This is a genomic window from Pseudomonas sp. S09G 359 (genome assembly GCF_002843605.1).
In the GTDB taxonomy this organism is placed as follows: domain Bacteria; phylum Pseudomonadota; class Gammaproteobacteria; order Pseudomonadales; family Pseudomonadaceae; genus Aquipseudomonas.
The window spans coordinates 5,778,275-5,791,979 of sequence record NZ_CP025263.1; the positions used below are offsets into that span (position 1 = coordinate 5,778,275).

Annotated in this window: 10 protein-coding genes and 1 rRNA gene; 1 reads left to right on the forward strand and 10 read right to left on the reverse strand. The window is 57.7% G+C overall.

The features are described 5' to 3' along the window. Positions 1 to 147 precede the first annotated feature (147 nt). The 10 genes from CXQ82_RS26565 to mrcB all read right to left on the reverse strand — a co-directional run bounded on the left by CXQ82_RS26565 (position 148) and on the right by mrcB (position 11,991). Positions 148 to 1,684: ribosomal RNA gene (locus tag CXQ82_RS26565) — 16S ribosomal RNA — on the reverse strand. Positions 1,685 to 2,173: 489 nt separating this feature from the next. Beyond that, the gene (gene msrQ / locus CXQ82_RS26575) at positions 2,174 to 2,794 is read right to left on the reverse strand and encodes a protein-methionine-sulfoxide reductase heme-binding subunit MsrQ (RefSeq protein WP_101273002.1); all 621 of its coding nucleotides are present in this window, start codon (positions 2,792 to 2,794) and stop codon (positions 2,174 to 2,176) included. Then, a complete protein-coding gene (gene msrP, locus CXQ82_RS26580; protein ID WP_101273003.1) occupies positions 2,794 to 3,807 on the reverse strand; it encodes a protein-methionine-sulfoxide reductase catalytic subunit MsrP in 1,014 nt (337 codons plus the stop codon). The genes msrQ and msrP overlap by 1 nt, the downstream gene beginning before the upstream one ends. Before the next feature lie 63 nt (positions 3,808 to 3,870). Further along, positions 3,871 to 4,728: a CDP-diacylglycerol--serine O-phosphatidyltransferase gene (pssA, locus tag CXQ82_RS26585; protein WP_101273004.1), complete on the reverse strand. Its 858-nt coding sequence runs from the start codon at positions 4,726 to 4,728 to the stop codon at positions 3,871 to 3,873. Between the two features lie 145 nt (positions 4,729 to 4,873). Further along, positions 4,874 to 5,890, reverse strand: coding sequence for a ketol-acid reductoisomerase (ilvC, locus tag CXQ82_RS26590; RefSeq protein ID WP_056859781.1), 1,017 nt, complete (start codon positions 5,888 to 5,890; stop codon positions 4,874 to 4,876). Between the two features lie 46 nt (positions 5,891 to 5,936). Further along, the gene (gene ilvN / locus CXQ82_RS26595; RefSeq protein ID WP_003176102.1) at positions 5,937 to 6,428 is read right to left on the reverse strand and encodes an acetolactate synthase small subunit; all 492 of its coding nucleotides are present in this window, start codon (positions 6,426 to 6,428) and stop codon (positions 5,937 to 5,939) included. A gap of 2 nt (positions 6,429 to 6,430) precedes the next feature. Further along, positions 6,431 to 8,155: an acetolactate synthase 3 large subunit gene (locus tag CXQ82_RS26600; protein ID WP_101273876.1), complete on the reverse strand. Its 1,725-nt coding sequence runs from the start codon at positions 8,153 to 8,155 to the stop codon at positions 6,431 to 6,433. 431 nt (positions 8,156 to 8,586) lie between these two features. Next, positions 8,587 to 8,916, reverse strand: a complete 330-nt coding sequence (locus CXQ82_RS26605; RefSeq protein ID WP_101273005.1) for a YqcC family protein — start codon at positions 8,914 to 8,916, stop codon at positions 8,587 to 8,589. Next, a complete protein-coding gene (locus tag CXQ82_RS26610; RefSeq protein ID WP_101273006.1) occupies positions 8,916 to 9,650 on the reverse strand; it encodes a M48 family metallopeptidase in 735 nt (244 codons plus the stop codon). The genes CXQ82_RS26605 and CXQ82_RS26610 overlap by 1 nt, the downstream gene beginning before the upstream one ends. A gap of 16 nt (positions 9,651 to 9,666) precedes the next feature. Beyond that, positions 9,667 to 11,991 carry a penicillin-binding protein 1B gene (gene mrcB, locus CXQ82_RS26615; protein ID WP_101273007.1) on the reverse strand — a complete coding sequence of 775 codons (2,325 nt, stop codon included), beginning with the start codon at positions 11,989 to 11,991 and terminating at the stop codon, positions 9,667 to 9,669. Positions 11,992 to 12,109: 118 nt separating this feature from the next. Between mrcB and CXQ82_RS26620 the strand changes: the two genes are divergently transcribed. Further along, entirely contained in the window at positions 12,110 to 13,666 is a 1,557-nt protein-coding gene (locus CXQ82_RS26620) for a bifunctional aminoglycoside phosphotransferase/ATP-binding protein (RefSeq protein WP_101273008.1), read from the forward strand. The last annotated feature ends 39 nt before the right edge of the window (positions 13,667 to 13,705 follow it).

Consider the following 13,705-nt stretch of genomic DNA (forward strand, 5'->3'; position numbering starts at 1 on the left):
TTTCTATCACATACCCAAATTTTTAAAGAACGGTTCTGAAAAAGATCAGAGCTAATTATTCGATTCGAATAGTTAGCTCTGCACTTTTACAAACGCATGAATCAAGCAATTCGTGTGGGAACTTATGGAGCAGCTGATGTCGTCGATTAAGGAGGTGATCCAGCCGCAGGTTCCCCTACGGCTACCTTGTTACGACTTCACCCCAGTCATGAATCACACCGTGGTAACCGTCCTCCCGAAGGTTAGACTAGCTACTTCTGGTGCAACCCACTCCCATGGTGTGACGGGCGGTGTGTACAAGGCCCGGGAACGTATTCACCGCGACATTCTGATTCGCGATTACTAGCGATTCCGACTTCACGCAGTCGAGTTGCAGACTGCGATCCGGACTACGATCGGTTTTATGGGATTAGCTCCACCTCGCGGCTTGGCAACCCTCTGTACCGACCATTGTAGCACGTGTGTAGCCCAGGCCGTAAGGGCCATGATGACTTGACGTCATCCCCACCTTCCTCCGGTTTGTCACCGGCAGTCTCCTTAGAGTGCCCACCATTACGTGCTGGTAACTAAGGACAAGGGTTGCGCTCGTTACGGGACTTAACCCAACATCTCACGACACGAGCTGACGACAGCCATGCAGCACCTGTCTCAATGTTCCCGAAGGCACCAATCTATCTCTAGAAAGTTCATTGGATGTCAAGGCCTGGTAAGGTTCTTCGCGTTGCTTCGAATTAAACCACATGCTCCACCGCTTGTGCGGGCCCCCGTCAATTCATTTGAGTTTTAACCTTGCGGCCGTACTCCCCAGGCGGTCAACTTAATGCGTTAGCTGCGCCACTAAAAGCTCAAGGCTTCCAACGGCTAGTTGACATCGTTTACGGCGTGGACTACCAGGGTATCTAATCCTGTTTGCTCCCCACGCTTTCGCACCTCAGTGTCAGTATTAGTCCAGGTGGTCGCCTTCGCCACTGGTGTTCCTTCCTATATCTACGCATTTCACCGCTACACAGGAAATTCCACCACCCTCTACCATACTCTAGTCAGTCAGTTTTGAATGCAGTTCCCAGGTTGAGCCCGGGGATTTCACATCCAACTTAACAAACCACCTACGCGCGCTTTACGCCCAGTAATTCCGATTAACGCTTGCACCCTCTGTATTACCGCGGCTGCTGGCACAGAGTTAGCCGGTGCTTATTCTGTCGGTAACGTCAAAACAATCACGTATTAGGTAACTGCCCTTCCTCCCAACTTAAAGTGCTTTACAATCCGAAGACCTTCTTCACACACGCGGCATGGCTGGATCAGGCTTTCGCCCATTGTCCAATATTCCCCACTGCTGCCTCCCGTAGGAGTCTGGACCGTGTCTCAGTTCCAGTGTGACTGATCATCCTCTCAGACCAGTTACGGATCGTCGCCTTGGTGAGCCATTACCTCACCAACTAGCTAATCCGACCTAGGCTCATCTGATAGCGCAAGGCCCGAAGGTCCCCTGCTTTCTCCCGTAGGACGTATGCGGTATTAGCGTCCGTTTCCGAACGTTACCCCCCACTACCAGGCAGATTCCTAGGCATTACTCACCCGTCCGCCGCTCTCAAGAGAAGCAAGCTTCTCTCTACCGCTCGACTTGCATGTGTTAGGCCTGCCGCCAGCGTTCAATCTGAGCCATGATCAAACTCTTCAGTTCAAACATCTTTGGGTTTTTAAGAAACCCTAAACTTGGCTCAGCAATCGTTGGTTACATCTTTGATTTCTCGCGGAGTAACTTGTGATGCTGATAATCTTGTTGACTATCAGTCTGACCCCACAAGCACCCACACGAATTGCTTGATTCAGTTGTTAAAGAGCGGTTGGTTAAGATCTTTCGTCTCAACCGAGGCGCGCATTCTACAGCAGCCTCATTTGCTGTCAAGTGATTATTTTCAGAAGTTTTCGAAGAATTCTTCAACAACTTCAACCACTTGCGCTTCCGATCTCTCGTCAGCGGGAGGCGAATTCTACAGCGTTACACGCTGCTGTCAACACCTCTTTTTCAACTTCCTTTTGGCTTCGATGACCTGAAGCAACCTGCTGCCGAAAACTTCATAACTCGTTGTTTACCAAGGAGTTTTCCGTTTCGACTGCGCCGGAAGTGGGGCGAATTATAGGCTTCCAGAATCTGCCGTCAACCCCTTAATTACGCTTTTGTTGCAGAAGGTGTTTTTTTAGCGATAAGGCGAGGGATTCGACGCATCACCGGGGGAATACGCAGCACCAAGAGCAGCGCACCGATAGAGGCATAGATAGCCCACTCCTTCAGGTCGGCACGTACGATCCACAACATGTGCAACAAGCCGAGCCCAAGGATCACATACACCAGGCGGTGCAGCTTCTTCCAACGACTGCCCAGCCGGCGCTGGCTGTAGCGATTAGACGTCACCGCCAGCACCAGCAGCGAGAGAAAACCCAAGGCACCGACAATAATGTAGGGCCGCTTACGCAGCTCCACGCCCAACTGGGACCAGTCCAATCCGAGCACAAACACGCAATAGGCCGCCAGGTGCAGCACGACGTACGCAAAACACCACAAGCCCAACTGCCGGCGTACCGCTATCCACCCTGCCCAACCGCTCAGCTTTTGCAGTGGTGTCATTCCCAGAGTAATCAACAACAGGATCAACGTGCCCAAGCCGAGTCGGTCAACCAGCACTTTCCCCGGATCAGGCCCCAGCGCAAAACTCCACGCTTCATAAAGCCACCACAACGGCCACACCGCAGCGACTATAAAGACGCCAATACGCCAGATCGGATAACGCATCAGTAGTTCTTCCGCAAATCGAGGCCGGTGTAAAGCGCAGCGACCTCGTCTGAGTACCCATTGAACATCTGCGTCTCACGGACATTCGGGCTGAACAGACCACTCGGCAAACGACGCTCGCGCGCTTGCGTCCAGCGAGGATGGTCGACCGTAGGGTTCACGTTTGCGTAGAACCCGTACTCGTCCGCCGCAATACTCTGCCACGTCGTTTTCGGCTGCTCGCTCACAAGGCTGATCCGCACAATCGACTTCACGCTCTTGAAGCCATACTTCCATGGCACCACCAACCGCAACGGCGCGCCATTCTGGTTAGGCAGCTCTCGCCCATACATACCCACGGCAAGAATCGCCAACGGGTTCATCGCTTCATCCAGCCGTAGCCCTTCTACATAAGGCCAGTCGATCAAGCCAAAACTCGAACGCTGCCCCGGCATGCTCTTGGGATCCTGCAGAGTTTCGAAGCGGATGTACTTGGCCTTGGAGGTCGGTTCAACCTGCTTGAGCAAGGCAGAGATCGGAAAGCCCATCCACGGAATCACCATCGACCACGCCTCGACACAGCGCAAACGATAGATGCGCTCCTCCAACTGATAAGGCTTCATGAAGTCTTCCAAGGCATAACGCCCCGGTTTCGCGACCTCCCCGTCAATTACAACCGTCCAGGGTTCGGTCTTGAGTGAACCTGCGTTAGCGGCAGGGTCGCCCTTATCCGTACCGAACTCATAGAAGTTGTTGTAGTGGGTGGCATCCTTGAAAGGCGTGATGGCCTCATCCTTGACGGTTACCGCCTGCCACTTGGTATTCGGCAGCTTCTCGGTAAACCAGTTCGGTGCCTTACCCGGCTCAACATCGGCATAACGCGCAGCCTCATCCGCACTGGCCCAACGCGGCAGGCTGCCGGCGGCCATGCCAGCAAGCGCACCACCGAGCAAGCTGCGGCGAGATAGATAGAAGGATTCAGGCGTAACGTCCGATTCGTGGCAATCGGACGCTTTGGGAAATTTGAATAACATGGCAACTCCGCAGCATTGGAGGACTGATGCACCAATAGACTGCGGAGTATGGGGGAAATTACATTAAGACAATGTTTTGTCCCGGCGCAGATGCAGCAAGTACTGAACCGGCCCCGACGCTGCGTAAACCAGGAACGCCAGCAACAGAATACGCGGCGGATCACTGAACACCACCGCAAACACCAACACCACTACCAGGATCGCGACAAAAGGCACCCGCCCTTTCAGGTCGAATTCCTTGAAGCTGTTGTACTTGATGTTGCTGACCATCAGCATGCCGGCCGCCGCAACCATCAAGGCCACCAGGAACGACATCTTTGAACCCTGGATGCCGTAGTCGCTGAACGCCCAGACAATCCCCGCCACCACACCTGCAGCAGCAGGGCTGGCCAGACCGATGAAGTAACGTTTGTCGGCAGTACCCACTTGGGTATTGAAGCGCGCCAGGCGCAGCGCTGCACCTGCCACATAGATGAAGGCCACCATCCAGCCGACCTTGCCCATATCACCCAACGCCCAGGCAAATGCCAACAACGCGGGGGCAACACCGAAGGCAACCATGTCCGACAGCGAGTCATACTCGGCGCCGAAGGCACTTTGGGTATTGGTCATACGCGCTACGCGGCCATCAAGACCGTCGAGCACCATGGCCACGAAAATCGCGATAGCAGCAAAACCGAAATACTTGCTGGCACTCGCCGCATCACCTGCGGCCAGCGCGCTCTGGGCACTCATGGAGTTGATGATGGAATAGAAACCGGCAAACAGGTTCGCCGTGGTGAACAGATTGGGCAGCAGATAGATGCCACGATGCCGGACCTTGCGGCCTTCCGCGTCATGCCCTTCTTCGACATGCTCATCGATCGGCAGCAGGCTTTCGGCGTCAGAAGCCTGGCTTGGCTCTTCGGGACGTTCGCTCATGGACTTTACCTTGCAACGGTGTGAAAAAAATTCGACAAATACTTGCGGCGAGTGTTCGCCCGCAAACGATGCAGCTTTATACCAGAACCAGCTCCCCAAACGAAAAAACGCGGCCTAAGCCGCGTTTTCCCTTGATGCGTGCGACTTAGTTTTTGGCTTTGTCGACGATCTTGTTGGCACCGATCCACGGCATCATGGAGCGCAGTTGCTCGCCGATGACTTCGATACCGTGAGCGGCGTTGTTACGACGCTTGGCGGTCATCGAAGGGTAGCCGGTAGCGCCTTCGGAGATGAACATTTTGGCGTATTCGCCGTCCTGAATACGTTTCAGGGCGTTGCGCATGGCCTGACGGGATTCGGCGTTGATCACTTCCGGGCCAGTCACGTACTCGCCGTATTCGGCGTTGTTGGAGATCGAGTAGTTCATGTTGGCGATACCGCCTTCGTACATGAGGTCAACGATCAGCTTCAGTTCGTGCAGGCACTCGAAGTAGGCCATTTCCGGCGCGTAGCCAGCTTCAACCAGGGTTTCGAAACCGGCTTTAACCAGTTCAACGGTACCGCCGCACAGAACGGCTTGCTCGCCGAACAGGTCGGTTTCAGTCTCGTCCTTGAAGGTGGTTTCGATGATGCCGGTACGGCCACCGCCAACGCCTGCCGCGTAGGACAGTGCAACGTTCTTGGCGTTGCCCGAAGCGTCCTGGTAGATCGCGATCAGGTCAGGGATGCCGCCGCCTTTGACGAACTCGGAACGCACGGTGTGGCCCGGTGCTTTCGGCGCGATCATGATCACGTCGAGGTCGGCACGCGGAACAACCTGGTTGTAGTGAATCGCGAAGCCGTGGGAGAAGGCCAGGGTGGCGCCTTTCTTGATGTTCGGCTCGATTTCGTTTTTGTACAGCGCGGACTGGAACTCGTCCGGGGTCAGGATCATGACCAGGTCGGCAGCAGCAACGGCGGAAGCAACGTCAGTTACTTTCAGGCCATGGGCTTCTGCCTTGGCAACGGTGGCCGAGCCTTTGCGCAGGCCGACAGTCACGTCAACGCCGGAGTCTTTCAGGTTGCAGGCTTGCGCGTGACCTTGGGAGCCGTAGCCGATGATGGCGACTTTTTTGCCCTGGATGATCGACAGGTCACAATCTTTTTCGTAATAAACTTTCATGAGGTTCCTCTATATATCCAGGCCGTGAGGCCATTCTCTAATTGGGTTAGATGCTGAGTACTTTGTCGCCACGGGCAATCCCGGTGACACCACTGCGTACGGTTTCCAGAATCGAGGCCGTCCCGATCGACTGGATGAAGCTATCCAGTTTGTCGCTTGTACCGGTCAATTGAACGGTATAAACGCTGGCGCTCACATCGACGATCTGCCCGCGATAAATGTCGGTAGTCCGTTTGATCTCGGCACGTTGGGCACCCGTGGCCTTGACCTTTACCAGCATCAGCTCGCGCTCGATGTGGGCACTTTCCGACAGGTCGACCAGCTTGACCACTTCGATCAGCTTGTTGAGGTTCTTGGTGATCTGCTCGATCACCTCATCGTGGCCCACGGTGGTCAACGTCAGGCGCGACAGGGTCGGGTCCTCGGTCGGTGCCACGGTCAGGCTTTCGATGTTGTAGTTGCGTTGCGAAAACAGGCCGACAACACGAGACAGGGCGCCGGGTTCGTTCTCCAGAAGCAGGGAGATAATGTGCCGCATGATTAAGTACGCTCCGTCTTGTTCAGCCACATGTCGCGCATAGAGCCGTCTTTGATCTGCATCGGGTAGACGTGCTCGCTGGTATCCACCTGAATATCGAGGAATACCAGACGGTCCTTCATGGCGAACGCCTCTTCCATCTTCGGCTTCAGATCTTTCAGATCGGTGATGCGAATGCCGACGTGGCCATAGGCTTCAACCAACTTGACGAAATCCGGCAGCGATTCCATGTAGGAATGGGAGTGACGGCTGTTGTAGCTCATATCCTGCCACTGACGAACCATGCCCAGTACGCCGTTGTTCAGGCAGACGATCTTCACCGGCAGCCCGTACTGCAAGCACGTCGACAGTTCCTGGATGTTCATCTGGATGCTGCCTTCACCGGTGACGCACGCAACGTCGGTGTCCGGGAAGCTCAGCTTCACACCCATGGCGGCAGGGAAACCAAAGCCCATCGTGCCCAGGCCGCCGGAGTTGATCCAACGGTTAGGCTTGTCGAACTTGTAGTACTGCGCGGCGAACATCTGGTGCTGGCCCACGTCGGAGGTTACAAAGGCGTCGCCCTTGGTCACTTCGCACAGGGTTTCGATCACGGTTTGTGGCTTGATGATGCTGCCGTCGCCCTTGTCGTAAGGGAACAGGCCGCGGTCGCCGCGCCATTCGTCGATCTGCTTCCACCAGCTGGCAACGGATTCCTTGTTCGGTGTTTCGCCGATGTCCTTGAGCGCCGCAACCATTTCGGTCAATACGCTTTCCACTGGGCCCACGATCGGCACGTCGGCCTTGATGGTCTTGGAGATGGACGCCGGGTCGATGTCGATATGGATGATCTTGGCATTCGGGCAGAACTTGCTCGCGCCGTTGATCACACGGTCATCGAACCGCGCGCCGACCGCCAGGATCACGTCAGCGTGGTGCATGGCCAGGTTGGCGGTGTAGCTGCCGTGCATACCGAGCATGCCGACGAACTGACGGTCCGTACCCGGGAAGGCGCCAAGGCCCATCAGGGTATTGGTAACCGGCAGGTTGAGCAGCTTGGCCAGTTCGGTCAACGGTGCGGAACCGCCGCCCAGAATCACGCCACCGCCCGAGTACAACACCGGGCGCTTGGCCGCCAGGAGCATTTCTGCCGCCTTGCGGATTTGGCCCGAGTGCCCACGAACGGCCGGGCTGTAGGAGCGCAGCTTGGCTTTCTTCGGGAAGACGTATTCGAATTTTTCCGCCGGGTTGGTCATGTCTTTCGGGATATCGACCACCACAGGGCCCGGGCGACCGGACTGTGCGAGGTAGAAGGCCTTTTTCATGACTTCCGGGATTTCCGACGCATGCTTGATCATGAAGCTGTGTTTCACGATAGGCCGGGAGATACCGATCATGTCGGTTTCCTGGAATGCATCGGTGCCAACCATGGTGCTGGCAACCTGGCCGGAAATGATCACCATCGGGATGGAGTCCATATACGCAGTCGCGATGCCGGTAATGGCATTGGTTGCGCCTGGGCCGGAGGTTACCAGTACCACGCCGGCTTTACCGGTGGCACGGGCATAACCGTCAGCCATATGGGTCGCGGCCTGTTCGTGGCGAACCAGGATGTGGTTAACCGCCGGTTCCTTGAACAGTGCGTCGTAAACATGCAGCAGAGCACCACCTGGGTACCCGTAGATATAGTCGACGCCTTCGTCACGCAAAAAGCGGACGAGCATCTCACCGCCAGATAAAAGCTCCACGTTGTTCACCTCTAAAACGCCAGAATACCGTCCGTTGAAAACCGACGGGTCTTAATAGGTTTACTTCTCAACAGAGCATGAGCGACGGTGGTCGCCGACTACGTCAGCACTGACTGAGCAAGTATTGGGATCGTCCCAAGTGTTGCGGGCTTTTCCCACCCAGCGCGAGGTAACGCGTTGCGGGTGTAACAGGTCGGCGCGGATGTGCGCCTCATGATCTGCCGAGCGGGCCTGCTTCTGGCAGTCCCGATACAGCGGACTTTGGATTCTTCTGTTTCAGCCCCTTCAAGTCAAGTAATAATTGCGCTTTTTTCCAACTAAGCGCATGAGAACGTAGAAGAAAGGGCTTTGAGGAGGGATAAAACTCGCCTGAATGTCGTCAAGCGGTAGAAATGTGCGCAAGACTGCCGGAAAACCCGGCAGTCAGGCAATTAACGAGCGTCGACGATCAGTTGGTCGAACTTTTTCAGCGCATTGCGCAATCCAAGGCTCTCCCGAGGCCGGTCGGCATAGACCATCTCGGCCATGTCCAGGATTCCGGAAGCATTCGGCAATGGCAGGTCCTGTTCGAGGATCTGCTTCATGCGCGCAAGGAAGATCCACTGCAGCCACTGGTGGAAGTCCAGGGTATCTACCGAAAACGGCTCGACACTGCTGAGCGCCTCAACGCTGGGGGGCACTTCGTCCCACCAGCCCTGCACGCGCAGTTCGCGCTCAATCAGCAATAACTGTTCGGCAATCGCTGGAAAACGCGCATCCATCAGAGGCTGACCTTGGCTTTCTGCCGCGCCTGGGCAGCGCCGGCGGCATCGCCTTGGGCCGCACGCGCATCGCCAATCAGCGCCCACAGGCTGGCTTGCAGGTCAGGACGACCATTGGCCAGGGTCAGGCCACGGCGGGCGAACTGTTCGGCCTGCGGTGCGTCACCTTGGGCCATGCGCACTTGCGCCAGGCGATACAGCACTTGCGGCTCGCGTGGCGCCACGCGCTGGGCGCGCTCGAGGCTCGACGATGCGCCATTCAAGTCGCCACCGGCCTGTTGCTGCTGGGCAGTGGTCAACAAGGCCAGTACAGGGCCATCCAGCTGCTCGTCAGCCGACAGGCCGCCCGCAGCGGAGGACGACGGAATACCACTCGGCGTCGACGGCATGCTGTAGGTGCCTTGGGTGACAGGCGCGGTCTGAATCGGCGCAGTATCGATCGGGCCCGAGGTGCTTGGCCCTGGGGTCCAAGGCTCGGCACTGATCGGCGCGGACGTGGCGGCGCCCGCCCCCGGCACCATCACCACCACGCCCGAATCCTGCGGCACGGCCCGGGTCGCGGGCTGCGCAGGACGGTTGGTCACGGTCTGACGGAAGCCGCCATTGGCCGAGATCCGGTCGTTATTGGAGACGGCTGTGCTCGAATCCACCACGGGAATCGAGCCGCGCTGCACGCTGGCGCAACCGTTGAGCAAAGCCAGAGCTGTAATAGCTGGAATCCACCACTTGTTCACTTGAAACCCTCTTTGCTTAATTCATCCAGCCCTTGACCCAATCCATCACCGATTCCGCGTCAGCAGGCGCACTGCCGCCGCACGCGGCACCGGGTGGCGGTTCGCTGCCGCGAATATACGGCATCTGTACTGCGCCTGGGCAGTTGGCGTCAGAGCCCTGGCCAGTATGCGGATCGATCCAGGCCTGCACGATGTTGTCCGGCTGCGGCATGTTCAGCGGCAGCGGGTCAGCCTTGCGCATAAAGCTGGTCCAGACCTGCAGTGCACCGGTCGCACCGGTAAATGGGGTCTTGCCATTATCGTCGCGGCCCAGCCACACCACCGCCAGCACATCCTGGCCGAAGCCGGCGAACCAGCTGTCACGCGAGTCGTTACTGGTACCGGTCTTGCCCGCCAGCGTCAGGTTCGAAGGCAGCACTTTGTAGACAGAGCTACCGGTACCTTCGCGCATCACGCGCTGCATGGCGTTCTGGATCAGGTAGATGGAGCCGGCGTCGAAACGCTGCTGAATCTGGAACGGGTAGCGCTTGAGCGGCTCGCCCTCGGCGGTCAGTACGCTGCGGATCCCGCGCATCGGGGTATTGAAACCACCGTTGGCGAGCGTCTGGTACATGGTCGCCACTTCCATCGGCGTCATGGCGCCAGCGCCCAACAGGATCGACGGGAAGGCCGGGAACTCGCGGGTGATGCCCAGGCGCGCGAGCGTCTTGAGGACGTTCGGCACACCCACTTCCAGGCCGAGCCGGGACGTGGAGATGTTGTAGGAATGCGCCAGCCCCTGGTACAGGAAAACGGTGCCGTGGGAGCGGCGATCGAAGTTCTGTGGCGTCCACACCTGGCCATCAGCGCCTTTGACCGACAGCGGGTCATCCGACAGCCAGCTGGTCAGGGAATACTTGCTCGGTTTTTCCAGCGCGGTCAGATAAACCGCAGGCTTGACCAGCGAACCAATCGGCCGCACCGCATCCAGTGCGCGGTTGAAGCCGGCAAAACTGGCCTGGCGACTGCCGATCATGGCCTGGACTTCACCGGTTTCCGGGTTGGTCACCACCATCGCCGCTTCCACATCCTCGGAGCCCTTACGGCCGGTCAGACGCTTGAAGGTGTCGTTGACCGAAGCCTCCGCCTTCATCTGCAGAATCGGGTCAAAACTGGTGAAGATGCGCAAGCCCTCTTCGGTCAAGTCTTCGTCGCGGTAGTCTTCACGCAACTGGCGCTTAACCAAATCGATAAAGCCCGGGAAGGAACTGTCCGCCAGCTTGCCGCGAGTGGTTACACCCAGTGGCATTTTCTTGGCTGCGGCGACTTGTTCAGCGGTGGCTACGCCCTGCTGCTCAAGCACGTCGAGCACCAGGTTGCGGCGTTCCAATGCACGCTCAGGGTTGCGCCGCGGGTTGTAATAGGACGGCCCCTTGACCATCCCCACCAGCAACGCGACCTGATGCAGCTTCAGCTCGGACAATGGCTGCCCGAAGAAAAACTGGCTGGCCAAACCGAACCCGTGCACCGCGCGCTGGCCGTCCTGGCCGACGAACACTTCATTGAGGTAAGCCTCAAGGATTTCCTGCTTGCTGTAATGCAGCTCCAGCAGCATCGCCATCATGGCTTCGGTGAGCTTACGGGTGAGGCTGCGTTCGTTGGTGAGGTAGAAGTTCTTCACCAACTGTTGGGTCAGCGTACTGCCGCCCTGGGTCATCTTGCCGCCCGAGGTGTTCACCCAGATGGCGCGGGCAATCGACTTCGGCGAGACGCCCCAGTGGCTGTAGAAATCGCGGTCTTCCACGGCAACCAGGGTTTCGAGCAGGTACGGCGGCACCTGATCAAGCTTGATCAGGATGCGATCTTCAAGGTTCTTCGGGTAAATACCGCCGATCATCAGCGGTTCCAGGCGCACTACCGGCAATTTGGAACCGTTGAGCGAAGACAACTCGGCTACGTAGTCGCCGGAAAAACGCACACGCACCGGCTGGGCTTTTTCCAAGCCTTCATAGAACTGGAAGCCACGGGTGTTCAAGTCGACGGTATTGCCGCTGACCGCCGCTGCACCCGGGCCATTGCTGACCGGCTCACGGCGATAGCCCAGGGCGTCGAGTTCGGTAAGGAAGTCATCCTTGCTCAGCTTCTGGCCGGTGAACAATTCCAGCGGGCGCGCGTACACCTTGGCCGGAATGGTCCAGCGCTTGCCGGAGAACTTCTCCTGGACCACGGCGTCGAGGTACACCGCGAAGCCTGCGAGCACTACAAGGCCAACGAGGCCGAGCTTGAGCGCCCAGCCCAGCCAAGGGCGCAGGCCACGGGAAGGAGGTTTTTTACGGGAACGGGGAGATCGGGTTCGAGTCATGGCGGCGGATTATACGCACTTTATTGATGATCAACATGAGCCGGACAGCGGTTTGCACGACCGGCTGTAACCGCCATAATGCCGGCCATGATTTCCCCCAGACTTTGAAGGATCGCCCGTGAGCCAGTCCCTGATCGCCGCCCTGCAGAACCCGGCTTTATACCCCCATCCGGTAGAAGCATTCCAAGTCATCGAAACCCATATTTCCTGGGTCATCCTGACTGGCCCTTATGCTTATAAATTGAAGAAACCGATGAACTTCGGTTTCCTGGATTTCACCCAGCTGGACGATCGTGGGCACTTCTGCAACGAAGAACTGCGCCTCAACCAACGCCTGACCGAAGATTTGTATCTTGAAGTGTTGCCGATTACCGGCACTGCCGAAGCCCCGCAATTGGGCGGCGAAGGGCCGGCTATCGAATACGCGCTGAAAATGCGCCAGTTCCCGCAAAGCCAGCTGCTCAGCACCTTGCAGGCCAATGGCGAATTGACCAGCGCGCACGTTGATGAGATGGCCAAACAGATCGCGCACTTCCACCTCACCGCGCCGAAAGTGCCACAGGCGCATGCGGCCGGCACGCCAGACGAAGTGATGGCGCCGGTGCGGCAGAATTTCGACCAGATCCGCCCTTTCCTCAGCGACAAGGCCGACCTGCTTCAGCTCGAAGCCCTGCAAGCCTGGGCCGAAAGCAGCTTCGAACGCCTCAAGCCATTGCTGGCGCAACGCAAGCTGGACGGTTTCACCCGCGAATGCCACGGTGATATTCATCTGGGCAACGCCACCTTGATCGATGGCCAGGTGGTGATCTTCGACTGCATCGAGTTCAACGAGCCTTTCCGCTTCACCGACGTCTGGGCCGACACCGGCTTCCTGGCCATGGACCTGGAAGACCGTGGCCTCAAATCCCTGGCACGGCGTTTTATCAGCCAGTACCTGGAGCTGACCGGTGACTATCAGGGCCTGGAAGTACTGAACTTCTATAAAGCCTACCGCGCGCTGGTACGCGCCAAGGTTTCGCTGTTCAGCATGCCGAGCGAAGCCAGCCCGGTGCAACGCGCCACCACCCTGCGCCAGTACCGCAACTACGCGAACCTGGCGGAGAGCTACAGCACCATCCCGTCGCGCTTCCTGGCGGTTACCCACGGTGTTTCGGCCGTCGGCAAAAGCCATGTCTCCATGCGCCTGGTGGAAGCCTTGGGCGCGGTGCGCGTGCGTTCGGATGTGGAACGCAAGCGCCTGTTCGGCGAGCAACAGGTAGAAAACACGCCACAGGCGGGGATCTATGCGGCGGATGCCAGCACCGCAACCTACGCCCGTTTGAATGAAATTGCCGATACCGTACTGCGCGCCGGCTACCCGGTGGTGCTCGATGCAACCTTCCTCAAACGCGAACAACGCGACGCAGCGGCCAAGGTTGCCGAAGCCACCGGTGCGCCGTTCCTGATCCTCGATTGCAACGCGCCACAAGCCGTAATCGCCAGCTGGCTGGAGCAACGTCAGGCGGATAAAAACGACCCTTCCGACGCCACACTCAGCGTTATCGAAGAACAGCAGGCTAATCGCGACCCACTGACGGCCGAAGAACTGTTGCTGAGCAAACGCGTGGAGACCAACGAAAGCGGGACCCTCGACGCCTTGGTCGCGCACATTCGCCAACGCCTGCCAGGCCTGTAAGAAAAATTTCTTGGTCGTGTCGTCTACTTGGGCGCACGG

Bases quoted from the DNA above. Each gene is read 5' to 3' on its own strand.
- CXQ82_RS26605 (WP_101273005.1), bottom strand. From the start codon at position 8,916: ATGGATGCGCGTTTTCCAGCGATTGCCGAACAGTTATTGCTGATTGAG.
- mrcB (WP_101273007.1), bottom strand. From the start codon at position 11,991: ATGACTCGAACCCGATCTCCCCGTTCCCGTAAAAAACCTCCTTCCCGT.
- msrP (WP_101273003.1), bottom strand. From the start codon at position 3,807: ATGTTATTCAAATTTCCCAAAGCGTCCGATTGCCACGAATCGGACGTT.
- ilvN (WP_003176102.1), bottom strand. From the start codon at position 6,428: ATGCGGCACATTATCTCCCTGCTTCTGGAGAACGAACCCGGCGCCCTG.
- pssA (WP_101273004.1), bottom strand. From the start codon at position 4,728: ATGAGCGAACGTCCCGAAGAGCCAAGCCAGGCTTCTGACGCCGAAAGC.
- msrQ (WP_101273002.1), bottom strand. From the start codon at position 2,794: ATGCGTTATCCGATCTGGCGTATTGGCGTCTTTATAGTCGCTGCGGTG.
- ilvC (WP_056859781.1), bottom strand. From the start codon at position 5,890: ATGAAAGTTTATTACGAAAAAGATTGTGACCTGTCGATCATCCAGGGC.